The organism is Sphingomonas sp., from assembly GCF_030145815.1.
Lineage (GTDB): Bacteria > Pseudomonadota > Alphaproteobacteria > Sphingomonadales > Sphingomonadaceae > Sphingomonas.
The window spans coordinates 1-23,506 of the sequence record NZ_JAIXHL010000004.1; the positions used below are offsets into that span (position 1 = coordinate 1).

Here is a 23,506-nt window from a genome sequence, read left to right on the forward strand (position 1 = left end):
CCCGCCGGGGCGCAGCTTCATCGGCACGAGTGCTCGTCTCTGTCCTGAATCGGCGTCCCTTAGTTGATCGATCCAGTAACCTGGATCGGCTGCGGCACGGGCCCACTCCCCCACCCGGCCACCCAACGACAGTGTATTCTATGGGTGGCCGGGTGGGGGAGCGGGCCGGTGCCGCAGGGCCTGACAAGGAAGTTCCGATGACCCAGTTTTCCGTTCACCAGACGCATCATGCGCCGCTCAAGCTGTGGGACAGCGCCGGACCGTTCGAGGCCGGCGCGATGCAGCAGCTGCGCAACGTCGCCTCGCTTCCGTTCATCTTCCGCCATGTCGCCGGGATGCCCGACGTGCATTGGGGCATGGGCGCAACCGTCGGCTCGGTGATCGCGACGCAGAAGGCGATCGTGCCCGCCGCAGTCGGCGTTGACATCGGTTGCGGGATGATGGCGGTGCGCACCTCGCTCACCGCCAGCCAGCTGCCCGACAGCCTCGCCGCTTTGCGTGCCGAGATCGAGCGCGCGGTGCCCAAGGGGATGGAGTCCAACCAGTCCGCCAACCACGCCAAGGGTGGCTGGGCGAGCACGCCGAACAGCGTGTCGCGGACCTGGTACGACCGGTTCGAGGACCGCTGGCGCAAGATCGTCGCCAAGAACCCGAAGGTCGACGGCAAGACCAGCGACCAGCTCGCCTCGATGGGCGGGGGGAACCACTTTATCGAGGTGTGCCTCGATGAAGCGCAGCGCGTGTGGGTGATGCTCCACTCCGGATCGCGCGGCACGGGGAACCGGATCGGGACCTACTTCATCAACGCTGCCAAGGAGGGGATCGTGAAGGAGACGCTCGACTTCCATCTGGTCGACAAGGACCTCGCCTTCCTGACCGAAGGATCGCAGCTGTTCGATGACTATATCGAGGCGATGCACTTCGCGCAGGATTACGCGATGGCCAATCGGGAGCTGATGATGGTCCGCGTGCTGGAGGCGCTGCGCAAGCACGCCCCCGGCTTCAAGACCGACAGGGCCGCGATCAACTGCCACCACAACTACGCAACCCGGGAAATGCATTTCGGGGAGCAGGTGTGGGTGACCCGCAAGGGCGCGGTAAGCGCGCGCGCGGGCGAACTGGGGATCATCCCCGGATCGATGGGCACCGGCAGCTTCATCGTCGAGGGGCTGGGCAATCAGGAGTCGTTCTGCTCCTGCTCGCACGGCGCCGGACGGGTGATGTCGCGCGGACAGGCCAAGAAGCTGATTTCCCTGGAGGCCCACAAAGCCGCGATGCAGGGCATCGAGGCGCGGGTGGACGAAGGCGTGCTGGACGAAAGCCCGGCCGCCTACAAGGACATCGGCACGGTGATGGACGCGCAACAGGATTTGGTGCGGATTCGTCACCGGCTGCGGCAGGTGGTGAATGTGAAGGGGTGAGGCTCCGCCGCCGGATCCCTTCCCTTCCTTCTTAAGCCCCTCCCGCTCGCGGGAGGGGTTGGGGAGGGTCTTCTTCTTGTTCTTCTTCTTCGCGCCCCAGCGCCGATAGAAAGAAGAAAGAAGACCCTCACCCAACCCTCTCTCGCAAGCGGGAGAGGGCCAGAAGGCGGCCACCGTCAGCCCCCACTCCCACCGTCAGCCCGGCCTTGAGCCGGGCCAAGGCTTCTTCTCGGCTGCAGACAAGAACAGCCCTGTCCCAGATCAAGTCCGGGACGAGGTAGAGTTTCAGGTGGCAGGTTCGCTCCGCCACACCTCCCGCGCCGCCATCACCCCCTCAAACAGCGCCGACCCGACAAACGCCGCCAGCCACCTCTGCACCCGCGCCAAATCCTGCGCCGCGAACCAGTCCCGATCCACCGCCGCGAATTGCCGCACGAACGGCAGGATCGCCGCATCCGCCAGCCCGAACTGGTCGCCGCCGAGATAGGGCCGCTCGCGCAGCCGCTGCTCATAGCCCGCCAATATCCCCAGCCCCGCCGCACGGTGATCGACGTCGTCCGACAAGTAGCGCTCAGCATATTTGTAGCGGTCGAGGTGAAACTTGAACGCCCCGTCATTGGCTGCGATCAACTCAACATCGTCGCCCGCCAGCCACCCTTCGGGATCGTTCCGCGCCAGCGCCCAGCGCATGATATCGATACTCTCGTCGATCACCCGCCCATCGGGCAGGACCAGCACCGGCACCGTCCCCTTGGGCGAGGCGGTCAGCATTTCCGCCGGCTTGTCGCGCAGCTTTACCTCGCGATGCTCGACCGCGACCCCGCTCACCGCCAGCGCCAGCCGCGCCCGGATCGCATAGGGGCAGCGGCGAAAGCTGTAGAGAATCGGGTCAGTCAGCGTCAGGCTCCGGAAACACCGCGCCGACATGCGCTTCGCCGCGCTGCGCCGCCAGCAGCGCCTGGCGATGCCGCTCGGCATAGCTGGCGCGCTGCTCCTCGGTGCGCGTACCGATACAGGCGGGGCAGCTCACCCCCTCGACATAGTGCGGCGACTGCCGCGCCTCCGGGCTCACCGGCATGCGGCACGCGCGGCACAGGACATGCTCGCCGACCTCCAGCCCGTGCTTCACCGCCACCCGCTCGTCGAACACGAAGCATTCGCCATCCCACAGGCTGCGGTCCTGCGGCACCTGTTCCAGATAGGCGAGGATGCCGCCCTTGAGGTGATAGACCTGCTCCACCCCCTCCGCCTTTGCGAACGCCGTCGATTTCTCGCAGCGGATGCCGCCGGTGCAGAACATCGCGATCTTGGGCGTGCGCCCCGCCGCCTCGATCTCCGCACGCTTGGCGCGGAACCAGTCGGGAAACTCGCTGAAGCTGCGCGTCTGCGGATCGATCGCACCGCGAAACGTGCCGATCGCCACCTCATAATCGTTGCGCGTGTCGATCAGCACCGTGTCGGGGTCGGCGATCAGGTCGTTCCACTCGGCCGGCGCGACATAGTGCCCCACCCCCGCCAGCGGATCGATATCGGGCTGGCCCATCGTCACGATCTCGCGTTTGAGCCGCACCTTCATCCGGTGGAACGGCATCGCGGCGGCGTGCGAGAACTTCACGTCGATCGCTGCGCAACCGGGCAACGCGCGGATATGGTCGAGCACGGCCTCGATCGCGGAGTCGCTCCCCGCGATGGTGCCGTTGATCCCCTCACGCGCGAGCAGCAGCGTGCCCTTCACCCCCCGCGCGACGCACAGCGCCAGCAGCGGACCGCGAATGGCCGCCGGATCGTCGAACCGGGTGAATTGATACAGCGCCGCGACGCGCACTTCAGCCATCAGGCGACCTTGAACGCTGCCCCGAACAGCAGCACGTCGGCGTCGGGCGGCGATACCTGCAGCTCGCCCCCGCCCTGCGTCACCAGCTGATGCACCAGATAGGCCGCCGCCGCGCGCGGGGTCACCGGCGAATCGCCCGTGTCACCGCTCAGTGCGCCGCGCAGTTCGCCGTCCAGCACGATGCGCGGCCCTTCGGCGCGCACCACAATCTCCACCATGTCGTCGCGCGCCTCGGCGCCGATATCCAGCTGCCCGCCGCGCACCAGCGCGTCGCCGCCGATCAGCGCGAGGTTGAGCAGCACCTTGATCACCTGCTTGGGCAGCACCGGGTCCTCGACCATCCAGCCGATCGACACGCGATGATTGTCGCCGAACAGCCCGTCGATCGCCGCCTGCGCCTCACGCGTGTCGACGGTATCGCCGAACCCGCCCGCCGCGCCGAACGCCAGGCGAAAGAATTTCAGCTTGTTCGCGCTCGCCTTCGCGCTCTCCGCGAGCAGCTCCAGGCAGCGCGCGCGCATCTCCGGGTCATGCTCGTCGGCGAGCAATTCCAGCCCGTTGTTGAGCGCACCCACCGGGCTCAGCAGGTCGTGGCACAGGCGCGAGCAGAGCAGGCTGGCAAAATCGGTCGGCGAAATGTTCATGGATGCTCCCATTGCTCCACCGCCCCCTTTGGCCCAGCCGCGCCGCCGCTGCAAGCGCACCCTCTTCGCAACTGGGCCATTCGCCGCTAGCGTCCGCCGCAAATCGATTTGGAGATTCCGGATGCGGCATTGGCTGACAGCGTTGACGGCACTTGCACTTACTACGACAGGGGCAGCCCCCGCGCTCGCCCAGACGCGCGCTGCGCCCGCCGACGCGGTCAAGCTCGACACCAAGCGGATCGACGCGATGCTGGCGAAGATGATCGCCGATGGTCGCGCGGTCGGCGGTTCGGTGCTGGTGTGGAAGGACGGGCGCGAGGTGCATTTCGCCGCGCGTGGTGTCGCCGATCGTGAGGCGAACCGCCCATTTGCCCGCGACACGCTGGTACAAATCTACTCGATGACCAAGCCGGTGACCGGCGTGGCGCTCATGCAGCTATGGGAACAGGGCAAGTTCCGCCTCGACGATCCGCTCGCCCGCTATCTCCCCGATTTCGCGAATATGCAGGTGCAGGACGGCGCCGGCCCCGATGGCAAGCCGCTGTGGCGCGCCGCCAGCCGCCCGATCACGATCCGCGACGTGCTGCGCCACACCGCCGGTTTCGCCTATGGCGACGGCCCGACTCCGGCGCACAAGGCGTTCGCCGCTGCCGATCCGCTCAACCCGCAGAATACGCTGGCGGAGTTCGGCCGCCGCCTCGCCAAGGTGCCCCTGCTCTCCGAACCCGGCACGGAATGGCATTACAGCGTGTCGGTCGATGTCCAGGCGCTGCTGGTCGAGCGCCTGTCAGGTATGAAATTCACCGACTATGTCCAGAAGCACATCTTCGACCCGCTCAAGATGCGCGAAGCCGGCTGGCACCAGCCGATGGACCGCCTCCCCCGCTTTGCCGCGACCTATGTGAAGGGGCCGAGCGGCATGACCCGCCAGCCTGAGGCGGCGATGCGCGAGCGCAACTTCCCCGGCGTCCCGCTGACCATGGGCGGCGCCGGCATCGTGGCGCCGATCGACGATTATATGCGCTTTGCCCGGATGCTGCTCAACGGCGGCGAGCTCGACGGCGCGCGCCTGCTCAAGCCTGCGACGATCCGGCTGATGGCGACCGACATGCTCGATCCCGCGATCAAGGAGCGCGAATGGTTGCCAGGCAAGATCGACGGCGGCTTCGGCGTCAACTTCGCCGTCCGCACCGCCCGCCCCGCAACGCCCGACCGCAATCGCGGCGCAGTCGGCGAATTCTTCTGGGACGGTGCGGCCAGCACCCTGTTCTGGGTCGATCCCGCCAACAACATGGCGGTGGTCTTCTTCGTCCAGACCTTCCCGTTCGACGGGACACTGCACACCGATATCCGCAAGGCGGTGTATGGCGCGGAGTATCTGGGTCCGAAGGGGGATTGAGCCACCCACATCCGTTTGTGCTGAGCTTGTCGAAGCACCGTCCCCGACAGGGGTGGTATTCCGCCCTTCGACAGGCTCAGGGCAAACGGGTGTTGGTCAGCCGTCGCGCCCGTCAAACCCCGCCCGCGCCTTGGCCACAGCTTCCAGATTCGCCTCGGCCCACAGCCACACTCCGCAAAACGCCTCGCCCAGGCTCTCGCCCAGCGGGGTCAGGCGATAGTCCACGCGCGGCGGCACCACCGCGTGGACCGTGCGCGTGACAAAGCCGTCACGCTCCATCCGGCGCAGCGTTTGCGTCAGCATCTTCTGGCTGATCCCCGGGATCGCCTTCGAAATCTGGGTGAAGCGCAACTCGCCCTGCTCATCGAGCGTTTCGAGCACGATCATCGACCATTTGTCGGCTACCGCACCGATCAAGTCATAGACCAGCGCATCGACACGCGGGTCGGGATTGTGCCACTCGCCATTGCCCATTGCCCACACTCTCTTTTCGGTAAGTATAAAACTTTCGGGTGCCTTCTTTCGAAAGGATAGCAGCCGCCTAAATCGGCGTCACCAATTCAAGGAGGCGCGTATGAAACAGTCCGGAAACACCATCCTCATCACCGGCGGCGGATCGGGCATCGGCGAAGCGCTCGCCCACCGCCTGCACGATGCCGGCAACACCGTCATCGTCGCCGGCCGCCGCCGCGACGCGCTCGAGGCCGCCATCGCGGGCCGCGCGAACATGCACGCCATGACGCTCGACATCGACAGCGCGGAGGCGATCGAAGCCTTTGCTGCCGCGGTCATCGCCGCCCATCCCAGCGTCAACGTGCTGATCAACAATGCCGGGATCATGCGGTACGAAGACCTCTCCGCCCGCCGCGACCTGAGCGATGCCGAGGCGACGATCACCACCAATTTGCTCGGACCGATCCGGCTGACCAATGCGCTGGTCGATCATCTGAAGGCGCAGGACGATGCCGCGATCGTCAACGTCACCTCCGGCCTCGCCTTCGTGCCTTTGGTCGCCACTGCGACCTACAGCGCGACCAAGGCGGCGATCCACAGCTACACCATCTCGCTGCGCGACGCGCTCGCCGGGTCGGTCGAGGTCATCGAACTCGCCCCGCCCGCAGTCCAGACCGACCTCACCCCCGGCCAGCGCGAGCGTGCGGGCTACCAGCCGCTCGACGATTTCGCCGACGAGGTAATGGCGCTGTTCGCCCAGTCACCGACGCCGAAGGAAGTGCTGGTCGAGAACGTCAAATTCCTGCGCAACGCCGAGGCGGAGAGCCGCTTCGATGCGACGCTGGCGCAGCTGACCGCGATGGTGAGGGTTACTCGCTGAACGCACCAAAATACAAAATACTGCGATGACATACCCTTTTTGGGTTATCATCCGCCAACGGCGGTTATTTTTCGCACAGACCGCTGGGGCGCAGGTTTTGTATCCCGCTCGGTTATACTTGAAAATTCATGCCAAAGTCCTTGCATTTCTGCGCTGAGCGCCTGAATACGCGAGAGGCTGAACATGTAGTTTTTCCTAGCCTGTGTTTCATTACCGCTATCAAGTTGACGCCTCGCAGCAATATCTGACGGATCATACCTACGATACTGACGGTAATTTGGCCAAGGAACTCCGTTACGATCTGTTATTACTACTTCGAGATACCAATATCCGTGGATGATGTGGTTTCGTCTTGTGGTGTGCGCTTTGATCTTTTCCATGATTTTTTGAAGCTTTGAGGCGGCGCCATCCTTGAGGCGGGGCAGAAGCAACGAAGTAAGAGCATCCCGCTGGCCCCTACTGCCCAAACCGTTCATCAAAACGGGCATTTCCATTGGGTCAGAACCCAGTGACAGAGCTAGCAACCTCGCCACCTGCATCTCTAACTTACTCCACTCATCGAGAAAAATTCCGAGAATGGCATGGCGCTCTTCGCCTCGTGGCTGAATGATTGGAATCTCAAATGCCCCATTTGGGAGCAGAACAGGATCCTGAGACGGGATCGCACCAACGTCCGGTATCATACGAGGTGATATCCCATGGCCAGATCTGTTTATCAGCCCAACGTAGTGGAATGGATTATTGCTGGCCATGCGATCTACCATCTCAACAAATGACTGGCGGCTTGAGGCATTCACCGTCACTCAGAGTGGCGGCATATCTGCAACTTTTCTTCTTATCACGTTACTTCCACTTCTACCCGCTCGAATCGCCCATGCAACCCGCCCGCTCCCGCGCGCCACGCCGTCAGCGCGTCTCCCGCGACGATGACCCAGACCTTCCCATCCGCCGCCGCCATCGCCGCATCGGTCGCGGACGGGGTTGCGTCGCCGGACGGGTGTGAGTGCCAGTAGCCGATGACCCGCTCCCCGCCCCCACGCTCGGCCTTCAGCGCCGCGATGAGCGCGCCCGGATCGATCTCGAACCGCCGCGTCGGATCGTCCGACACATTGGCCGCCACACTCGCCCGCTCGACCCCATCGGTCCCGAACAGCAACCCGCACGCCTCCAGCGGCGCGGCCTCCGCCGCTGCCCGCTGGATTACATCCATAACACAGCTTGAAATCCGCAAACCCATGCCCATCTGCGTAGCGCAATGAACCGGGGGGTTTCCACACTCGAAGCGCGGATCGCGGATGCAGCGGATGGCTGGCGGCTCGACCGGGCTTTGGCGGATGCGCTCCCCACGCTGTCGCGTGAGCGGATCAAGGCGCTGATCTCCACCGGCAACGTTACCGGCCCCGACGGCCTGATCCGCGATCCCAAGAAAAAGGCGCCCGGCGGCGCCCTGTTCACGCTCAACGTCCCCGACCCCGAACCCGCGCATAACGAAGCGCAGGCGATCGACCTGAACGTGGTCTATGAGGACGAACATCTGATCGTCATCGACAAGCAGGCCGGCCTGGTCGTCCACCCGGCGGCGGGCAATTTCGACGGCACGCTCGTCAACGCGCTGCTCCACCATTGCCAGGGCAGCCTGTCGGGCATCGGCGGCGTCGCACGGCCGGGCATCGTTCACCGCATCGACAAGGACACCTCTGGCCTGATGGTCGCGGCCAAGACCGACCGCGCGCATGTCGGCCTCGCCCGGCAGTTCAAGGATCACTCGATCGACCGGCGGTACAAGGCGATCGTGTCCGGCCGACCGAAAACGTCAGCCGGAACCGTCGACGCGCCGCTTGCGCGCTCGCCGCAAAACCGCAAGAAGATCGCCATCCAGCCCGGCGGCAAGCGCGCGGTCACCCACTGGACTTTGGTCAAGCCGCTCTACGCGGCGGCGCTGGTCGAATGCCGGCTCGAAACCGGTCGCACGCATCAGGTGCGCGTGCACATGGCGTCGCTTGGTCACCCGTTGATCGGCGACCCGGTTTATGGTAGAACGAAGAAAGAACATCGGGAGGTATTGGAAACCATGGGTTTCCGCCGTCAGGCCTTGCATGCCGCCCGGCTGGGGTTCATCCATCCTATCAGTAGTAACGCTTTGGCGTTCGATAGCGAAATGCCTGCGGACATGCAGGAACTGATGGATAAGCTCATCGTATAAGTATCTGACTCGTCCAGACGGAGGGTCGACCGGCATCCCTGCCGCAACAGGGGGGAAGCCATTTGAAAGGGAGTAAGTGACCATGGCCCGCGGAAGCAATGTCCCGGCAACGATCCCCGCCCTGGGTGGTGAGGCAAGCCTCAACCGCTATCTGGCGGAGATCAAGAAGTTTCCGATCCTCGCGCCCGAGCAGGAATATATGCTCGCGAAGCGCTTTCAGGAGCATGGCGACCCCGAAGCGGCCGCGCAGCTGGTCACCTCGCATCTGCGCCTCGTGGCGAAGATCGCGATGGGCTATCGCGGCTATGGCCTCCCGGTCAGCGAACTAATTTCCGAAGGCAATATCGGCCTGATGCAGGGCGTGAAGAAGTTCGAGCCCGATCGCGGCTTCCGCCTCGCCACCTATGCGATGTGGTGGATCCGTGCATCGATCCAGGAATTCATCCTGCGCAGCTGGTCGCTCGTCAAGATGGGCACCACCGCCGCGCAGAAGAAGCTGTTCTTCAACCTCCGCCGGATGAAGGCCAAGCTCGACGCGTTCGAGGATGGCGACCTTAAGCCCGAGGATCTGGCCAAGATCGCCAAGGATCTGGGCGTGACCGAGGAAGAGGTCACGTCGATGAACCGCCGCATGGCGATGGGCGGCGACACCTCGCTCAACGTGCCGATGCGCGAGGATGGCGAGAGCCAGTGGCAGGATTGGCTGCAGGACGACAGTGCCCTGCAGGATGAGGTCGTGGCCGAAGCGCAGGAGGCGGATGTCCGCCATTCGATGCTGACCGAGGCGATGGACGAGCTCAACGAGCGTGAGAAGCACATTCTCACCGAACGCCGCCTGACCGACGATCCCAAGACGCTCGAAGAGCTGAGCCAGGTCTATGGGGTCAGCCGCGAACGCGTCCGCCAGATCGAGGTGCGCGCGTTCGAAAAGCTGCAAAAGGCGATGATGCGTCTGGCCGGCGACCGCCGCCTGCTGACGGTCGGCTGATCTATTTCGGCGGGGGTGCGATGAACGTCGCCGCGCCCCCGCCCCGGATCACCACCACCGCATCATAGGTCCACACCAGCCGCTTCGCCTCGGCCGGCCAGTCGCGCCACAGCCGGGGCTTGTCGCGAAGCGGGCGCAGGTCGAACACAGTCGCTCCCTCTGGCGACAGCGCCGCGCCCAGAGCGGGCGCGAGCGGCGCAAACTCATCGGCGCACGACTGAACGCTCCCGTCGAACGTCACCTGTTCGGCCCCGGGCCCGCACATCACCCGCAGATTGAAGACCGGTCGGTCGTATCGCGCCAGCGCAAGCTCGGCGAGGAAGTTGCCGAGCGAGGGCACATTGGTTTCCGAAAGCCCGCGCTGGAGATGCCAGGCGCCGAATTTGAACAGCACGCGCGGCGGCGGCCCGCCCCGCTTGGCCACGGCGTCGTAATAGCCAAGGAAACTGCGCTTCATCAGCGTCTCGCGCGCCAGATTGGCGCGGTGCCACGACCCCTGCCCGCCCGAAAACGGGGAATAGATGGCCGCCGACTGGACCAGCAGGTCCGCGATCCGGCGCGCCGCCGCGTCGCGTGCGGGAATGGCATCGCGCAACGCCACGATCCGCGCGCGATCGACCTTGGCCAGCCAACCGATCACATCCGCCCGCGCCTCCGCCGCCATCGCCTGCGCCATCGTGCGCGCGCTACGATCGCGCGTCTGCGCCGCGATCGCGTCGAGATGGACATGTGCCGCCGCGAGGAAGCTCTGGTCGACGCCCCACACCGGTCCGTTGGCCAGCGCGGCAACCGCGAAATCGGCCTCCTCCCGCCAAGCAAAAAACGGCACAGCGCGCTGGCGCTGATCGGTGGCGAGCCAGTTGGCGAAGGCCGGCATCCCGCCTTGTTTGAGCAAACGAACCATATGGTCGGTGACCAGCGGGTCGGCCTCGACCACCGTGTGCCGGAACCCCACCGGCCCCAGCGCCTTCGCGACGCCGGTGGCAAATCGCGCAATCCCGGCGCTGTCGTGATTCTCGCCGAGCAGGAAGAATTGCGCCTCGCGCGACCATGCAACGATCCGCGCCGCGCCCGGACCGCTCAGCCCGGTCGCGCTCGTTTCCACCTTCCAGCTATTGTCGCGGAGCAGGCGCGACAGATCGTCCGCTTCGCTCGCCGCCACCGGACCCGGCCCCAGCAGCGCGGCCAGTGCCGCCAGCCCCCACATGATCTTCATGCCCGCCTCCCAATCGCCCCAGGCGATCCTGCCGCATGCAGGTGATCGCGCCAAGCCGATACACGCGGCCGCGCTTTCCCAGTTGCCCCGCCTGCCCACATCCGGCATCTCGCGGCGGATGAGCGATGACGACCGCGCCCCTCACCTGCCCCGCTCGGCCCGCGTCCGCTCCCCGACTTGGACCATCTCAACGGTATCGGCATACAGCCCGTGAAACCCAAAAAGCCCCGCAAGCCGATTGGTCGCCGCATCATCGGCTGGCTGTTCAAGGGCGCGCTCGCCTTCGTGCTGGTGTCGGTAGCGATGGTCACGCTCTACCGCTTCGTCCCCCCGCCCTTCACGTTGACGATGATGGGCGACATCTTCACCGGCCATGGCGTGACCAAGAAATGGGTGCCGCTATCGCGCATCGACGCCGACATGGCGCGCGCCGCGATCGCCGCCGAGGACAGCAGCTTCTGCACCCATTCCGGCTTCGACTATGACTCGATCGCCGCCGCGATGCTGCGCAATGCGCAGGGCGGCAAGGTGTTGCGCGGGGGATCGACGATCAGCCAGCAGACGGCGAAGAACGTGTTCCTGTGGCAGGGCGGCGGCTATTTCCGCAAAGCGCTGGAGGCATGGTTCACCGTCCTGATCGAAACGATCTGGGGCAAGAAGCGCATCATGGAAGTGTATCTCAACGTCGCCGAGACGGGGATCGGCACCTATGGCGTGGAAGCCGGTGCGCGGCGCTACTTCAAGAAGGGCGCGGGCAACCTGACCCGCGCCGAGGCCGCACGTATCGCCGCCGTGCTGCCATTGCCCAAGAAGCGCGCGGCCACCGCACCCAAGGGCTTCACCCGCCGCTATGGCAACGCGATTGCCGCGCGCATCGGCGTCGTCCAGCGTGACAGACTGGATGCGTGCGTGCGATAAGCCGACCGACGTAGGAGGCGGATGCCATGCTCGATCGAATTGCCAACGGCCGAACCGACCTCGTGTTCGAGTGGGTCGCACGTGGCAATGATCCTGCCGCCAACAGCGATAGCGCTTCGCTGATCCGCTGGTGCGCCTATTATGGTGACGTCTCGGCGATCCGGCATTTGCTGGCGCAGGGTGTGGAGCTGACCGCGCTGGGAGCGAATTTCGATCTCAACGGCGCGGCCTTTCATGGCCACTGGCGCTTATGCGAGTTTTTGATTGAACATGGTGCCGATCCATCGGCGGCACTGGACGATACCGCGGAAACGCCACTCCATGCCGCGCTCTGCAGTTTCGAGAGCGTCGAGCATCAGCGGGTGGTAGAGGTGCTGCTCGCGGCGGGAGCCGATACAAATGCCCGGACAATGGCGGGCGCCGCGACGGGTGCATTCATGCGCGATGCCCGCACGCGTGGCGAAACCCCGCTGCACCGGGCCGCAGCCTATGGCACGCTCGAAACCATCCGGATGCTGATCGCATCGGGGGCGCTCGCCGACGCGACCGATGCCAATGGCGACACGCCGCTCGGGTGGGCGAGCTGGGCATTGCGCGACACGCCCGTATTGCGCGCACTGTGTTTCCCGCCGCACCGCATTCATCCGGACCGACAGACAATGCGGGTGAACCTGATCGGCCACCCGGGAAAACGCCCGCCCCGCTGAGCGGGGCGGGCGCCAAGCCGTTACTTCTTTTCTGCCGGAACCGCCTTGTCGATCGCGTCGCCGGCCTTCTCGGCGGTTTCACCCACGGCCTGCGCGGCTTCAGTGATCGCCGCGTCCTTGCGGGTCTCGGAGTTATTGCTGAGGAAGTAGAAGGCACCGACCACAACGATCACCAGCGCGATAATCCCCAGGATCAGTCCACCGCCACCGCCGCGCCGCTCGATCACCGTGGTGGTGCCGCCAGCGTTGCGCTCGGTCACCCGCTCCGCCGTCACGCCATCGGTGCGCTCGACAATCCGTTCTTCAGCCATGTCTCATCTCCCAACAGGAACATTGGCGGCCCAACGCGGGGGCAAAAGCCATTGTTCCCGTTGTGAAATGTTCAGGTGTTTCAGAACGGCAGCTTGAACCCCGGGGGCAGCGGGATCCCGCTCGACAGCTTCGACATTTCGGCCGACGCCGCCGCATCTGCCTTGGCCCGCGCATCGTTGAGGGCGGCGGCGACCAGGTCTTCCAGCATCTGCTTCTCGCTCGGCGCCAGCAGCGATTCGTCGATATCGACGCCGATGATCCGGCCTTTGGCGCTCGCCTTGACCTTGACCAGCCCGCCGCCCGACGCGCCCTCGACCTCGATCCCGTCGAGATTCGCCTGCGCCTTGGTCAGTTCGTTCTGGACGTTCTGCGCCATCGCCATGATGTCTTCGATACTTTTCACCCAAACCTCCTGTTTTCGCGGGTCCAGCCGATCAGCTCGGCATCGGGAAAGGCTTCGAGCGCGGCGGCGACGACCGGCGAGGCCAACACCGCATCGCGCTCCGCCGCCTCGCGCTCCGCGCGCTCTTCGTTCAATGTCTTCTGGCCCGGCGCATCGACGACGCGCAGCGACCAGCGTTTGCCGAGCACGCGCCGCAGCGTGCTCTCGAAATCATGGACCAGATCGGCGGGCAGTCCATGGCTGCTGACCTCGACCACCGGCTCCTCCAACCGGATCGGGCGGACAAGGTTCCGCACGCGCGCGGCGAGATGTTCCTCATGCGCCGCCGCCAGCCGCTCGACCAGCTCGGCCATATTGCGCGGCGCGGGTGCCTCGGCGGGGGCTGAAGGAGTCGCGGCAGGAGCCGGGCCGCCCATCGGCGCCCCCTCGGCGATCTTGCGCGCCAGTTCGCCCGGATCGGGCAGGGTCGATGCGTGGATCACCCGCAGCAACGCCATTTCGCACGCCTCGATCGGCAGCGCGGCGCGGATCACCTCGTCATGCCCCTTGAGCAGCAATTGCCACAGCCGGTGGAGCGCCGGGAAGCCGAGCTTCCCCGCCCATTCGGCCAGCGCCGCGCTTTCCTCCGTCGCCTGTCCCGGGATCACCGCATTGCCGAGCTTCGCCAGCGTCACGCGATGCACCATCTCGAGCAGTGACTTCAGCACCGCTTGCGGATCGACGCCCAGATCATATTGCCCGCGCAGCGCCGCCAGCGCGCCCGCGGCATCGCCCGCGATCACCAGAGCGAACAAGTCGCGGATCGCATTGCGGTCGGACAGGCCGAGCATGTCGCGCACCGCATCCGCAGTGACCGCGCCGCCCTCCATCCCGGCATGGGCGATCGCCTGGTCGAGGATCGAGAGGCCGTCGCGCGCCGAGCCTTCCGCCGCGCGCGCGATCATCGCCAGCGCCTCGGGCTCGGCCTGCGCGCCTTCCTTCTCGACCACCTCGCCGAAATGCGCCGCGAGCTTTTCCGCCGGAATCCGCCGCAGATCGAACCGCTGGCACCGCGACAGCACCGTCACAGGCACCTTCTGCACCTCGGTCGTCGCGAACAGGAATTTCACATGCCCCGGCGGCTCTTCCAGCGTCTTCAAGAGCGCGTTGAACGCGTTCTTCGACAGCATGTGCACTTCGTCGATGATGTAGATCTTGTACCGCGCCGAAACCGCCGAATAGCGCGATGCATCGATGATCTCGCGCACATCGTCGACGCCGGTATGGCTGGCGGCATCCATCTCGATCACGTCGATATGCCGCCCTTCGGCAATCGCGCGGCACGGCTCGCACACCCCGCACGGATCGATCGTCGGCCCGCCCTGCCCGTCCGGCCCGATGCAGTTCAATGCCTTGGCGATCAGCCGCGCGGTCGACGTCTTGCCGACCCCGCGCACCCCGGTCAGCAAAAACGCATGCGCCAGCCGGTCGCGCCGGATCGCGTTCCCCAGCGTCTGCACCATCGCATCCTGCCCGATCAGTTCGGCAAAGGTCTGCGGCCGGTATTTGCGCGCAAGCACACGATACACGCTGTCGCGCGGCTGGGGTGGTTCGTCGAGGCCAAGGAATGAATCGGACATTGCGTGGGACCCTAGCGGGTCATGCGGCGCGCGTCATGTGGGGAAGGTGGGAGCCGGGACGACCCGACACGAAAATCGTTACGGCTGCTTCCTTCCGGATCTGACCGGGTTGGCGACGGCATCGTCCGCCCGACTCCCGCGGCGCAGATAGGCGCAAGTCCGCGCGATTGCAATGACTCCGCTCGTGGATACCCTGCCACGTCACTGCAACGAAGCGCGCACTAGTTCAAAATGCCGCAGTGAAATCCCGAATGTCGCTGCGAAAATCCGAAACGCCACACCGACAATTTTATTGGCCTTGGTCGCCCTTCGGGTTCGCTACAGGGAAAGCAATGGGAGGCGATGTGTCGGACGAAAGCGAGACGGGTCTGAACAGACTGAGCGACAGCGAGCGCGAAATCCTGCGATTGCTCGGCGAAGGGCATACCGCAAAGAGCATCGCGGCAATCACACGACGCTCCTTATCCTCAGTCAACGAGCATCTGCGCCGCGCGCGCCGCAAGACCGGCGCCAGCAGCAGCCGCGAGCTTGCGCGGTTACTGCGCGACGAAAAAATTGTTGACGAGAAAGTCGGTCTACCTCTGACCGGATCGACCTTGCATAGCCGACGCCCTCGCCTCATTCGCAAGGGAGCCTTGGCAATGACTATTCTGCTATCCGCCGCATTCGCCGCGGCGATGATCTTAAAACCGGCCATTCAGTCGCAGCCCCCCGGTCGCGACCCGTTACTTGAAAGGCTCTATCCCCACTCGGACACCGAGCCGCGCGCGCTGGCGAAGCGGTTGCGCGTCGAGGCGCGTTTGGCCAGCTGGGCGGAACCGACAGAAGCCTCGTTGCGCGCGTATTACGCGCCACTATCTCGGTCACGCGACGTTGAGCTGATCCATATAATCTGCGGCGCGACGGTATGTGAGGTTGCCGGTAAGCTCAGGGCAACCGATCCCAAGGCGATCAACGCGGCGATGATGACATTGCAGAACAGCCGCGGCGGACCGACGGGCTTGAGACATGCGTCCGTGAGCTTCAGTCGCGAACTGTTCGCCATCCACTGGCTCCGCGAAGAGTAATTCCGCTTAGCTAAAGTGCCGCGCCAGCGATCAAGCGAGAGAGCGGTGACTCGCCATGAGGCCGCTGCTAAGCCCCGCACGATGCGCATTTTATTGCTGGGCGCCGGGGGGTTCATCGGCCGGCATATCCTGTCCGAATTGCTGGCGAGCGGGCACCAGGTGCGCGCGGTCGCGCGCGATGTGACGCGGCTGCGGGAGGCGGAGCCGGGTGCCGAGTGGGTCGCGATCGACCTCGCCCGGGTCACCGACGCTGAAGGCTGGCGTGCGCACCTGTCCGGCATCGACTGTGTGGTCAACGCGGCGGGCGTGCTGCGTGGGCCGGAGATGGCGGCGGTGCATGTCGACATGCCGCGCGCGCTCCACGCCGCGTGCAAGCGCGCCGAGGTGCGCCGCGTCATCCTGATCTCCGCCGTCAGCGCGCGGGCCGATGTCGCCACCGACTATGCCGCGACCAAGCTTGCGGGCGAAGCTGCACTGCGCGATTCGGGCCTGCGCTGGACGATTTTCCGCCCGTCTTTGGTGATCGCGGAGAGCAGCTATGGCGGCACCTCGCTGCTGCGCGGCCTCGCCGCCCTGCCCTTTGCCCAGCCGCTGGCGGGTGACGGCAACTTCGCCTTCTCGCCGATCCATGCCGACGATCTCGCCCGCTCGGTCCGCCTTGCGTGCGAGGATTTGTGGTTCGTCGGCCAGAGCTTTGAGCCCGCCGGGCCGGAAACGCTCACTCTGCGCGAGTTGATGACGCGCTACCGCCACTGGCTCGGCCTTGGCCCCAGCCGCTTGGTCCGCGTGCCGATGCCGGTGATGCGCGCGCTGGGCCGAATCGGCGACCTCGCCGGGTCCGGCCCGGTCTCGACCAACAGCCTGACCCAACTCGTTGCGGGCAATGCCGCCGATGGCGCCGCCTTTGCCCAGGCGGTCGGCTTCCGCCCCCGCAGCGTGGCACAGGCGATGCGCGACCGCGCCGCCGGGGTGCAGGACCGCTGGCACGCGCGCCTGTTTTTCCTCGCCCCCGCGATCCGTTGGGGCCTCGCGTTGCTGTGGCTCGCCTCGGCGTTGCTCGGACTGTTCGCCGGGCGGGCGCAGACGCTGGAATGGCTCGCCGCGATTGGAGCACCAGACAGCGCCGCACTCCCGCTCCAGATCGGCACCGCCCTGCTCGACCTGGCCATCGCCGCACTCGTGTTGCGCGACCGCACCGCGCGCATCGCTACGGCGGTCCAGCTCGCGGTCGTCACCGGCTACACGCTCGTTCTCACGCTGGGCCTGCCGTCGCTATGGGTCGATCCGCTCGGGCCGCTGCTCAAGAACATCCCGATCCTGCTGCTGATCCTCGTCCACGGCGCGATCGGCGACCGGCGATGACCTATCTGCTGGTCAAATGGGTGCATATCCTGAGCTCCACCGTGCTGTTCGGCTTCGGCGCGGGGACGGCCTGGTATCTGTGGAACGCGCATCGCAGCCGCGATCCCGCAACGATCGCCAGTGTCGGCACGATGGTGGTCCGCGCCGACTGGATCTTCACCGGCACCAGCGGCGTGGTTCAGCCGGTCAGCGGCCTGATCCTGCTCCATTTGCTCGGCATCCCGCTCTCCGAAAGCTGGGTACTGGCAAGCGTCGCGCTCTATCTGCTCGCCTTCGCCTGCTGGGTGCCCGTGGTCGGCCTGCAAATTCGCGCCCGCAACCTCGCCCGCGCTGCAGTCGCCACCGGACAGCCGCTCGGCGCGGAGTATCATCGCGCGATGCGACTATGGTTCATCCTCGGCTGGCCCGCCTTCCTGGGCCTTACTGCGGTCTTCTGGCTGATGGTTGCCAAGCCGCAATTGTGGTGAGCGGTCAGGCGAACAGCGCCCCGACCAGTTCCCCGACCTTCGCATGCGCCGCATTCGCCCTGGCCGACTCCAGCCCCGGCGCGTCGAGGTAACAGGCGATCAGGATCGGCTTGCGCCCCGGCGGGGTCGCGATCGCGATGGTGTTGAAATAGCCCTCGCCGCTCGTCCCGGTCTTGTCCCCGACGCGCCAGTCCTTGGGCAGCCCCGCGCGCAGCCGGTCCTTGCCGGTGGGCGACGCCTCCATCCATCCGATCAGCTTCGCCCGCGACGCCGGTGACAGCACATCGCCCAGCAGCAAGCGGTTCATCAGCCACAGCATCGCCTCGGGCGTGGTCGTATCGCGTACCTCGCCATTGCGGACATTGTTGAGCGACGGCTCGTCGCGGTCCGACCGGGTGAGCTGATCGCCCGCGTCGCGGATGAACTTGGTCAGCCCGCGCGGCCCCGAAATCTGCCCGAACAACAGGTTTGCGGCGCTGTTGTCGCTCATCACCACCGCCGCCTCGCACAGTGCGTCGATCGACAGCGCGCCCTTGGCCAGGTTCGCGCGCACCACCGGCGCATAATCGAGCAGGTCGGCCTCGCCAAAGCGGATCTCGCTGGCAAGGCTCAGCTCTCCCCGATCCACCCGCGCCAGCACCGCCGCGACCAGCGGCACCTTGAAGGTCGAGCACATCGCAAAGCGCGCCTCGGCCCCGTCCGAAAAGCGCCGCCCGGTCCCGCTGTCATAAACCGCAACGCCCAGCCGTCCGCCGGTCTCCGCACGAATGCGGTCGAACGGCCCGACCTTTTGCGCAAAGGCGGGAACGGCGGCGAGCGCGGCGGCGCCCGCGATTACGGTGCGGCGAGTGGTCATCATCAGCGTCCCTGCATATCACGATGTTCTGAAGGTAGGCTGACCGTCAGCCCGTCCAGCTCCGGCGTCAAGATGATCTGGCACGACAAGCGGCTGGTCCGCGTCGCGCCCACGGCGAGGTCGAGCATGTCCTCCTCCTCCTCGCTCGCCCGCGGCAGCCGCGCGAAATCCTCCGCGGCGACGATGACGTGGCAGGTGGAGCAGGCCATCTGCCCCTCGCATGTCCCCTCCAGCGGCATGCCGCGCGCCTGGCCGACCTCGAGCAGCCGGTCGCCAGCCGCGCCCTCGGCCTCGGCGGCCAGATCGCCATCGGGGGTCAGAAACCGCACCTTGATCATGCCGCGATCCTCTGGGCGCGGGCGGCCGCGTCAATGCGCTGGATGGCGTCCAACAAATCCTCCTCTGTGGTATAGCGACCGAACCCAAGCCTTATGCTCGACCGCGCCTCGGCATCGCTCAGGCCCAGCGCCTGCAACACGTGACTCGGCCGCCCCGATCCGCTGGCGCAGGCCGACCCGGCCGAAAAGGCAATATCGCGCAGCTCGGACATCAGCCGCGCGACGTCCAGCTCCGGATAGCGCAGGTTGAGATTGCCGGGATAACGCTCATCCTTCGACCCATTCAGCGTCCAGCCCGCACTCCCCAGCGCCTGAAACCCCGCACGGAACAGCTGAGCCGCATGCGCGCGATCCGCCCCGAACCGCTGCTTGGCCAGCGCCGTCGCCGCCCCGAACCCGGCGCACAAAGCGGGCGACAAGGTACCCGAGCGCCCGCCCGGCTCCTGCCCGCCACCGTGCAGCAGCGGCTCCAGCGTCACGCCATCGCGCACCCACAAAGCCCCGACGCCCTTCGGCCCATGAATTTTATGGGCCGACACCGCGACCAGATCGACGCCATCGGGGATCGCCACGCGCCCAAAGCCCTGCACCGCATCGGTCAGCATCAACGCGCCCACCGCCCTGGCCAGCTCCGCCAGCGCCTCGACCGGCTGGATCACCCCGATCTCGTTATTGACCAGCATCGCCGCGACCAGCCCCGTCCCCGGCCCGATCGCCGCCCGCGCCGCGTTAAGATCGACCAGACCCTCCCGCCCGACTGGCAGCACGGTCACGTCGCGCCCGCGCCGCGCCTCCGCCGCCACCGTGTCGAGGACGGCTGCATGTTCGGTCGCGATCGTCACGATCCCGCCGGTCGTGCCCTTGATCGCCCAGTTCAGCGCCTCGGTGGCGCCACTGGTAAAGGTCACCGTCCCGCCATCAGGCATCAGCCCCGCGACCTGCTCGCGCGCCACCTCGACCGCCGCCTTCGCCTTGCGCCCGGCCGCATGTGCCGAGTGCGGATTGGCGAAATTCTCCGTCATCCACGGCGCCATTGCGGCCAAAGCCTCGGGCGCCAGCGGCGTCGTCGCCTGATAATCCAGATAGATCATGCCGCCCGCGCCCGCGCTTCATCGGCGATCTGGCGCCACAGCGCCGCGAAGGCATCGACCTCGGCTTCGCTCGTCCCGCGCCCGAAACTCACCCGCACCACCTCACGCAGCGCCGGCTCGTCCCAGCCCATCGCGGTCAGCACATGGCTCGGGCGCAAGCTACCCGAGGCACACGCGCTGCCCGCCGACACCGATATCCCGGCGAGGTCGAACCGGATCAGCTGCGCCGCCGACGACACCCCCGGCATGCGATACGCTCCGATCAGCGGGCTTCGCAGACTGGCAGCCCCGACCACCTCGACGCCGGGCAGCGCCGCCTCCAGTCGCGCGCGCAGCCGCGCCATCGCACCCATGTCCTCCGGCACCGCCAGCGCGGCGGCATAGCCCAAAGCACCCGGCAGATTCTCGGTCCCCGCGCGATAGCCCTTTTCCTGCCCCCCGGTCGGGATCAGCTTGGCGAAATCGCGCACCAGCAGCGCGCCGACACCCGGCGGCCCACCGCGCTTGTGCGCCGACACCACGACTAGATCGGCCTGCTTGATCGCGGGATCGGCCCCGGCCGGCATCTGCGCCGCATCGACGATCAACATGCCGCCCGCCGCATGGATGATCTCGGCGATGTCGGCGATCGGCTGGCGCACCCCGGTCTCGCTGTTCGCCCATTGCACGCACAAGGCCGTATCCGGCCCCACCGCCGCCTTCAGTGCGTCGCGGTCGATGATGCCCTGCGCATCCACCGGCAGCGTCCACGCGCCCTCCGCCAGCCGCAGCACCGCGTCATGCTCGACCGCCGTGATCAGCGTCGCCCGCGCCATGCTCCGCCGCAGCGCGATGTGCAGCGCCTCGCTCGCCCCGCTGGTAAAGATCAGCTCGTGCGGCCAGCCATAGGCGCCCGCCACCGCCCGCCGCGCCGCTTCCAGCGCCGCACGCGCCGCGCGTCCCTCGGCATGCGGCGATGACGGATTGGCCCAATGCGCCATGCCTTCAGTCACCGCAGCCTGCGCCTCGGGCAGCATCGGCGTGGTCGCGGCATGGTCCAGATAGATGCGGTCGGTCAGGAGAATCGTTCCAATTGCTTGTCGGGGCGTCCGGACTATATAGCCTGCACCCGTTTCCGCGCTACCGCGCGCCCACAATAGAGCAGGTCCACTTTGCCCGAAGTCATCATTCCCGGTCCCGAAGGCCGCCTCGAAGGGCGTTTCGCCCCCGCCCCCCGCCCCCGCGCACCGGTCGCGATGATCCTGCATCCGCATCCCAATGCGGGCGGCACGATGAACAACCGCATCGTGCAGGAGCTGTACAAGACGTTCCAGCGCCGCGGCTTCGCGACACTGCGCTTCAACTTCCGCGGCGTCGGCAAGAGCCAGGGCACGTTCGACAACGGAATCGGCGAGCTGAGCGACGCCGCGTCCGCGCTCGACTGGGTGCAGAGCTTCCACCCCGAGGCTTCGACCACCTGGATCGCCGGCGTCAGCTTCGGCGCATGGATCGGCATGCAGCTGCTGATGCGCCGCCCGGAAATCCGCGGCTTCATCTCGGTCGCGCCGCCCGCGAACATGTACGACTTCACCTTCCTCGCCCCCTGCCCCAGCTCGGGCATCATCATCCAGGGTGAGGGCGACGAGGTGGTGACGCCCAACGCGGTGCAAAAGCTGGTCGACAAGCTGCGCACGCAAAAGCACATCACCATCCACCACGACACGATTCCCGGCGCGAACCATTTCTTCGAGCACGAAATGGACCAGCTGATGCGCAGCGTGGACAACTACCTCGACATGCGCCTCGACCCCAACTCGCCGATCCGGTGAGCGGGCCGGACTCAGCGACGATCGACAATGGTCTGGGCGCCTTGCTTGGACTTGCTGTTGGCGACGCGCTGGGCACGACGCTTGAGTTCTCCGCACGCGATTCCGGGCCGCCGCTGACCGACATGGTTGGCGGCGGCCCGTTTTCGCTGGAGCCAGGTCAATGGACCGACGACACCGCGATGGCGCTTGCGCTGGCGGATACGCTCGCTGGGCATGACCTGTTCGACCCGCGGGCGTGCATGAATCGCTTCGTGAACTGGTATCGCCGGGGCGCATATAGCTGCACCGGAACCTGCTTCGATATCGGCATCACGACGCGGACCGCGCTTACGGTCGCTGAAGAAACGGGTGAGCCCTTTTCCGGGCCGACCAATTCACGCAGCGCGGGCAATGGATCGCTCATGCGCCTTTCACCGGTCGCCCTGTGGGGCTGGGATCGTGACGCCGCGCTGGTCGCTGAGGTCGCCCGAGACCAGAGTCGCCTGACCCACGGCGCCGATGAATGCCTCGCCGCATGCGAAGGCTTTGCCGCACTGCTCGTGCGGGCAATCCGTGGCGAACCGAAGGCCGCGCTACTCGCACCGCAACGGGTCGATGCGCCCCGTGCCGTGGCGGAGATATTCGGCGGCGCGTGGCGTGAAAAGGCACGATCACAGATCAGCTCCAGCGGCTATGTCGTTCACAGCCTTGAGGCGGCGTTATGGTGTGTCGGCAACTCCGATGGGTTCGACGAGGCGGTCCTGCTCGCCGCGAATCTTGGTGATGACGCCGATACCGTCGCGGCGATCACCGGACAGCTTGCTGGCGCAATCTACGGGGCAGGAGCCATTCCCGTGACATGGCTCAATCGGCTGGCGTGGCGGGATGAAATCCGCGCGGTCGGACTTCGCCTTCTCACCGAGCGCTGATCGTCTGGCGCCTCTATCCTTTTGAACGCGACCGAAGCATGATCGCCCCATGAAGCAATCCACCGCGATCAAACTCGCCGCCGGCGTCGCCGCTGCCACCATTGGTGGCCTGTTCCTCTACTCCCGCGCGACCCGCCCGCCGGTGATTAACGCCAAGGTGCCGGAGCCGGCCAAGCCGGTCGATCTGACCCGCTACACCGGCACCTGGTACGAACTCGCGCGGCATGAGAACCGCTTCCAGAAGGGCATGGATTCGGTCACCGCCGACTATGGCCTGGAACCGAACGGCAAGGTCAGCATCGTCAACAGCGGCATCCGCGCGGGCGAAACCGAACGCGACGTCAGCGAAGGCACCGCGATCGTCGCCGACGAAGACACCAACGCCAAGCTCAAGGTGTCGTTCTTCGGACCGCTCTACACCGGCGACTATTGGGTGCTCGACCATGGCGACGAGTATGACTGGTCGATCGTCGGCGAACCGTCGGGCCGCTACCTCTGGCTCCTCGCCCGCGATCCCCGCCCCGACCCGGCGCTGATCCAGTCGCTCCTCACCCGGGTCGAAGAACTCGGCTATGACCGCTGGGCGCTGCGCATCACGCAACAGGCCTAGCC

27 protein-coding genes and 1 other RNA gene are annotated in these 23,506 nt (G+C 66.2%); 13 read left to right on the forward strand and 15 right to left on the reverse strand.

The features are described 5' to 3' along the window. The first annotated feature begins 197 nt into the window (after positions 1-197). Positions 198-1,421, forward strand: a complete 1,224-nt coding sequence (locus KYX69_RS04380) for an RtcB family protein (protein ID WP_300494214.1) — start codon at positions 198-200, stop codon at positions 1,419-1,421. Between the two features lie 285 nt (positions 1,422-1,706). Here KYX69_RS04380 and KYX69_RS04385 read toward each other — a convergent pair whose 3' ends face one another. The 3 genes from KYX69_RS04385 to KYX69_RS04395 are packed head-to-tail and all read right to left on the reverse strand — an operon-like array spanning position 1,707 to position 3,899. Beyond that, entirely contained in the window at positions 1,707-2,348 is a 642-nt protein-coding gene (locus tag KYX69_RS04385; RefSeq protein WP_300494217.1) for a glutathione S-transferase, read from the reverse strand. Next, the gene (locus KYX69_RS04390) at positions 2,311-3,255 is read right to left on the reverse strand and encodes a rhodanese-related sulfurtransferase (protein WP_300494220.1); all 945 of its coding nucleotides are present in this window, start codon (positions 3,253-3,255) and stop codon (positions 2,311-2,313) included. The genes KYX69_RS04385 and KYX69_RS04390 overlap by 38 nt, the downstream gene beginning before the upstream one ends. After that, on the reverse strand, positions 3,255-3,899 hold the full coding sequence (locus tag KYX69_RS04395) for a histidine phosphotransferase family protein (protein WP_300494223.1): 645 nt from the start codon (positions 3,897-3,899) through the stop codon (positions 3,255-3,257). The genes KYX69_RS04390 and KYX69_RS04395 overlap by 1 nt, the downstream gene beginning before the upstream one ends. 121 nt (positions 3,900-4,020) lie before the next feature. Here KYX69_RS04395 and KYX69_RS04400 point away from each other — a divergent pair, with 121 nt between their 5' ends. Beyond that, positions 4,021-5,298 carry a serine hydrolase gene (locus KYX69_RS04400; RefSeq protein WP_300494224.1) on the forward strand — a complete coding sequence of 426 codons (1,278 nt, stop codon included), beginning with the start codon at positions 4,021-4,023 and terminating at the stop codon, positions 5,296-5,298. Positions 5,299-5,394: 96 nt separating this feature from the next. Here KYX69_RS04400 and KYX69_RS04405 read toward each other — a convergent pair whose 3' ends face one another. Next, positions 5,395-5,772 (reverse strand): helix-turn-helix domain-containing protein, encoded by a 378-nt coding sequence (locus tag KYX69_RS04405; RefSeq protein ID WP_300494226.1) that lies wholly within the window; start codon positions 5,770-5,772, stop codon positions 5,395-5,397. Between the two features lie 100 nt (positions 5,773-5,872). On the opposite strand from KYX69_RS04405, the gene KYX69_RS04410 reads away from it, so the two are divergent. Next, positions 5,873-6,631, forward strand: a complete 759-nt coding sequence (locus KYX69_RS04410; RefSeq protein WP_300494228.1) for an SDR family oxidoreductase — start codon at positions 5,873-5,875, stop codon at positions 6,629-6,631. A gap of 47 nt (positions 6,632-6,678) precedes the next feature. Here the strand turns inward: KYX69_RS04410 and KYX69_RS04415 are convergent, their stop codons facing one another. Beyond that, a complete protein-coding gene (locus tag KYX69_RS04415) occupies positions 6,679-7,434 on the reverse strand; it encodes a hypothetical protein (RefSeq protein WP_300494232.1) in 756 nt (251 codons plus the stop codon). A 35-nt stretch (positions 7,435-7,469) separates the two neighbouring features. After that, on the reverse strand, positions 7,470-7,841 hold the full coding sequence (locus tag KYX69_RS04420) for a M67 family metallopeptidase (protein WP_300494234.1): 372 nt from the start codon (positions 7,839-7,841) through the stop codon (positions 7,470-7,472). A gap of 45 nt (positions 7,842-7,886) precedes the next feature. Here KYX69_RS04420 and KYX69_RS04425 point away from each other — a divergent pair, with 45 nt between their 5' ends. Further along, positions 7,887-8,834, forward strand: coding sequence for an RluA family pseudouridine synthase (locus KYX69_RS04425; RefSeq protein WP_300494237.1), 948 nt, complete (start codon positions 7,887-7,889; stop codon positions 8,832-8,834). 82 nt (positions 8,835-8,916) lie between these two features. Further along, positions 8,917-9,822 (forward strand): RNA polymerase sigma factor RpoH, encoded by a 906-nt coding sequence (rpoH, locus tag KYX69_RS04430; RefSeq protein WP_300494240.1) that lies wholly within the window; start codon positions 8,917-8,919, stop codon positions 9,820-9,822. Between the two features lies 1 nt (position 9,823). Here the strand turns inward: rpoH and KYX69_RS04435 are convergent, their stop codons facing one another. Continuing rightward, positions 9,824-11,038, reverse strand: a complete 1,215-nt coding sequence (locus KYX69_RS04435; protein WP_300494243.1) for a hypothetical protein — start codon at positions 11,036-11,038, stop codon at positions 9,824-9,826. 237 nt (positions 11,039-11,275) lie between these two features. Between KYX69_RS04435 and mtgA the strand changes: the two genes are divergently transcribed. Both mtgA and KYX69_RS04445 read left to right on the forward strand, forming a co-directional pair. Beyond that, the gene (gene mtgA, locus KYX69_RS04440; RefSeq protein WP_300494700.1) at positions 11,276-11,956 is read left to right on the forward strand and encodes a monofunctional biosynthetic peptidoglycan transglycosylase; all 681 of its coding nucleotides are present in this window, start codon (positions 11,276-11,278) and stop codon (positions 11,954-11,956) included. A gap of 26 nt (positions 11,957-11,982) precedes the next feature. Then, positions 11,983-12,663: an ankyrin repeat domain-containing protein gene (locus KYX69_RS04445; RefSeq protein ID WP_300494246.1), complete on the forward strand. Its 681-nt coding sequence runs from the start codon at positions 11,983-11,985 to the stop codon at positions 12,661-12,663. A gap of 20 nt (positions 12,664-12,683) precedes the next feature. On the opposite strand, the gene KYX69_RS04450 is transcribed toward KYX69_RS04445, so the two are convergent. The 4 genes from KYX69_RS04450 to ffs form a co-directional block, all read right to left on the reverse strand. Beyond that, the gene (locus KYX69_RS04450) at positions 12,684-12,974 is read right to left on the reverse strand and encodes a hypothetical protein (protein ID WP_300494249.1); all 291 of its coding nucleotides are present in this window, start codon (positions 12,972-12,974) and stop codon (positions 12,684-12,686) included. Positions 12,975-13,054: 80 nt separating this feature from the next. Then, positions 13,055-13,378, reverse strand: a complete 324-nt coding sequence (locus tag KYX69_RS04455) for a YbaB/EbfC family nucleoid-associated protein (RefSeq protein ID WP_224920576.1) — start codon at positions 13,376-13,378, stop codon at positions 13,055-13,057. Continuing rightward, entirely contained in the window at positions 13,375-14,997 is a 1,623-nt protein-coding gene (locus tag KYX69_RS04460; RefSeq protein ID WP_300494252.1) for a DNA polymerase III subunit gamma/tau, read from the reverse strand. The genes KYX69_RS04455 and KYX69_RS04460 overlap by 4 nt, the downstream gene beginning before the upstream one ends. 42 nt (positions 14,998-15,039) lie before the next feature. Continuing rightward, an RNA gene (gene ffs, locus KYX69_RS04465) (signal recognition particle sRNA small type) lies at positions 15,040-15,138 on the reverse strand. A 203-nt stretch (positions 15,139-15,341) separates the two neighbouring features. Between ffs and KYX69_RS04470 the strand changes: the two genes are divergently transcribed. The 3 genes from KYX69_RS04470 (at position 15,342) to KYX69_RS04480 (ending at position 17,893) form a co-directional block, all read left to right on the forward strand. After that, positions 15,342-16,064, forward strand: a complete 723-nt coding sequence (locus KYX69_RS04470; RefSeq protein WP_300494255.1) for a helix-turn-helix transcriptional regulator — start codon at positions 15,342-15,344, stop codon at positions 16,062-16,064. A gap of 81 nt (positions 16,065-16,145) precedes the next feature. After that, positions 16,146-17,426 (forward strand): SDR family oxidoreductase, encoded by a 1,281-nt coding sequence (locus KYX69_RS04475; protein WP_300494257.1) that lies wholly within the window; start codon positions 16,146-16,148, stop codon positions 17,424-17,426. Continuing rightward, positions 17,423-17,893, forward strand: coding sequence for a DUF2269 domain-containing protein (locus tag KYX69_RS04480; RefSeq protein ID WP_300494259.1), 471 nt, complete (start codon positions 17,423-17,425; stop codon positions 17,891-17,893). The genes KYX69_RS04475 and KYX69_RS04480 overlap by 4 nt, the downstream gene beginning before the upstream one ends. A 4-nt stretch (positions 17,894-17,897) precedes the next feature. Here the strand turns inward: KYX69_RS04480 and bla are convergent, their stop codons facing one another. From bla to KYX69_RS04500, 4 genes are read right to left on the reverse strand one after another with little or no spacing between them, the layout of a single operon-like run. After that, positions 17,898-18,749 carry a class A beta-lactamase gene (gene bla, locus KYX69_RS04485; RefSeq protein WP_300494261.1) on the reverse strand — a complete coding sequence of 284 codons (852 nt, stop codon included), beginning with the start codon at positions 18,747-18,749 and terminating at the stop codon, positions 17,898-17,900. Positions 18,750-18,751: 2 nt separating this feature from the next. Further along, on the reverse strand, positions 18,752-19,087 hold the full coding sequence (locus KYX69_RS04490; RefSeq protein WP_300494262.1) for a 2Fe-2S iron-sulfur cluster-binding protein: 336 nt from the start codon (positions 19,085-19,087) through the stop codon (positions 18,752-18,754). Next, positions 19,084-20,178 carry a cysteine desulfurase family protein gene (locus tag KYX69_RS04495; protein ID WP_300494264.1) on the reverse strand — a complete coding sequence of 365 codons (1,095 nt, stop codon included), beginning with the start codon at positions 20,176-20,178 and terminating at the stop codon, positions 19,084-19,086. Before KYX69_RS04495 ends, KYX69_RS04490 begins: the two co-directional genes overlap by 4 nt. Beyond that, entirely contained in the window at positions 20,175-21,236 is a 1,062-nt protein-coding gene (locus KYX69_RS04500) for an aminotransferase class V-fold PLP-dependent enzyme (protein WP_300494703.1), read from the reverse strand. The genes KYX69_RS04495 and KYX69_RS04500 overlap by 4 nt, the downstream gene beginning before the upstream one ends. A gap of 93 nt (positions 21,237-21,329) precedes the next feature. Between KYX69_RS04500 and KYX69_RS04505 the strand changes: the two genes are divergently transcribed. From KYX69_RS04505 to KYX69_RS04515, 3 genes are read left to right on the forward strand one after another with little or no spacing between them, the layout of a single operon-like run. Then, positions 21,330-21,986, forward strand: coding sequence for an alpha/beta hydrolase (locus tag KYX69_RS04505; RefSeq protein ID WP_300494265.1), 657 nt, complete (start codon positions 21,330-21,332; stop codon positions 21,984-21,986). Beyond that, complete coding sequence (locus tag KYX69_RS04510; RefSeq protein ID WP_300494267.1) at positions 21,983-22,894, forward strand: ADP-ribosylglycohydrolase family protein; 912 nt, start codon at positions 21,983-21,985, stop codon at positions 22,892-22,894. Before KYX69_RS04505 ends, KYX69_RS04510 begins: the two co-directional genes overlap by 4 nt. Positions 22,895-22,943: 49 nt before the next feature. Then, positions 22,944-23,504, forward strand: a complete 561-nt coding sequence (locus tag KYX69_RS04515; protein WP_300494270.1) for a lipocalin family protein — start codon at positions 22,944-22,946, stop codon at positions 23,502-23,504. The last annotated feature ends 2 nt before the right edge of the window (positions 23,505-23,506 follow it).

What these genes read in the sequence shown, in the direction of transcription:
- bla (WP_300494261.1), bottom strand. Translation starts at nt 18,749, where the DNA reads ATGACCACTCGCCGCACCGTAATCGCGGGCGCCGCCGCGCTCGCCGCC.
- KYX69_RS04445 (WP_300494246.1), top strand. Translation starts at nt 11,983, where the DNA reads ATGCTCGATCGAATTGCCAACGGCCGAACCGACCTCGTGTTCGAGTGG.
- KYX69_RS04475 (WP_300494257.1), top strand. Translation starts at nt 16,146, where the DNA reads ATGCGCATTTTATTGCTGGGCGCCGGGGGGTTCATCGGCCGGCATATC.
- rpoH (WP_300494240.1), top strand. Translation starts at nt 8,917, where the DNA reads ATGGCCCGCGGAAGCAATGTCCCGGCAACGATCCCCGCCCTGGGTGGT.
- KYX69_RS04420 (WP_300494234.1), bottom strand. Translation starts at nt 7,841, where the DNA reads ATGGATGTAATCCAGCGGGCAGCGGCGGAGGCCGCGCCGCTGGAGGCG.
- KYX69_RS04495 (WP_300494264.1), bottom strand. Translation starts at nt 20,178, where the DNA reads ATGATCTATCTGGATTATCAGGCGACGACGCCGCTGGCGCCCGAGGCT.
- KYX69_RS04400 (WP_300494224.1), top strand. Translation starts at nt 4,021, where the DNA reads ATGCGGCATTGGCTGACAGCGTTGACGGCACTTGCACTTACTACGACA.
- KYX69_RS04405 (WP_300494226.1), bottom strand. Translation starts at nt 5,772, where the DNA reads ATGGGCAATGGCGAGTGGCACAATCCCGACCCGCGTGTCGATGCGCTG.
- KYX69_RS04480 (WP_300494259.1), top strand. Translation starts at nt 17,423, where the DNA reads ATGACCTATCTGCTGGTCAAATGGGTGCATATCCTGAGCTCCACCGTG.
- KYX69_RS04450 (WP_300494249.1), bottom strand. Translation starts at nt 12,974, where the DNA reads ATGGCTGAAGAACGGATTGTCGAGCGCACCGATGGCGTGACGGCGGAG.
- KYX69_RS04380 (WP_300494214.1), top strand. Translation starts at nt 198, where the DNA reads ATGACCCAGTTTTCCGTTCACCAGACGCATCATGCGCCGCTCAAGCTG.
- KYX69_RS04395 (WP_300494223.1), bottom strand. Translation starts at nt 3,899, where the DNA reads ATGAACATTTCGCCGACCGATTTTGCCAGCCTGCTCTGCTCGCGCCTG.
- KYX69_RS04435 (WP_300494243.1), bottom strand. Translation starts at nt 11,038, where the DNA reads ATGAAGATCATGTGGGGGCTGGCGGCACTGGCCGCGCTGCTGGGGCCG.
- KYX69_RS04460 (WP_300494252.1), bottom strand. Translation starts at nt 14,997, where the DNA reads ATGTCCGATTCATTCCTTGGCCTCGACGAACCACCCCAGCCGCGCGAC.
- KYX69_RS04490 (WP_300494262.1), bottom strand. Translation starts at nt 19,087, where the DNA reads ATGATCAAGGTGCGGTTTCTGACCCCCGATGGCGATCTGGCCGCCGAG.
- KYX69_RS04410 (WP_300494228.1), top strand. Translation starts at nt 5,873, where the DNA reads ATGAAACAGTCCGGAAACACCATCCTCATCACCGGCGGCGGATCGGGC.
- KYX69_RS04515 (WP_300494270.1), top strand. Translation starts at nt 22,944, where the DNA reads ATGAAGCAATCCACCGCGATCAAACTCGCCGCCGGCGTCGCCGCTGCC.
- KYX69_RS04390 (WP_300494220.1), bottom strand. Translation starts at nt 3,255, where the DNA reads ATGGCTGAAGTGCGCGTCGCGGCGCTGTATCAATTCACCCGGTTCGAC.
- KYX69_RS04385 (WP_300494217.1), bottom strand. Translation starts at nt 2,348, where the DNA reads ATGTCGGCGCGGTGTTTCCGGAGCCTGACGCTGACTGACCCGATTCTC.
- KYX69_RS04425 (WP_300494237.1), top strand. Translation starts at nt 7,887, where the DNA reads ATGAACCGGGGGGTTTCCACACTCGAAGCGCGGATCGCGGATGCAGCG.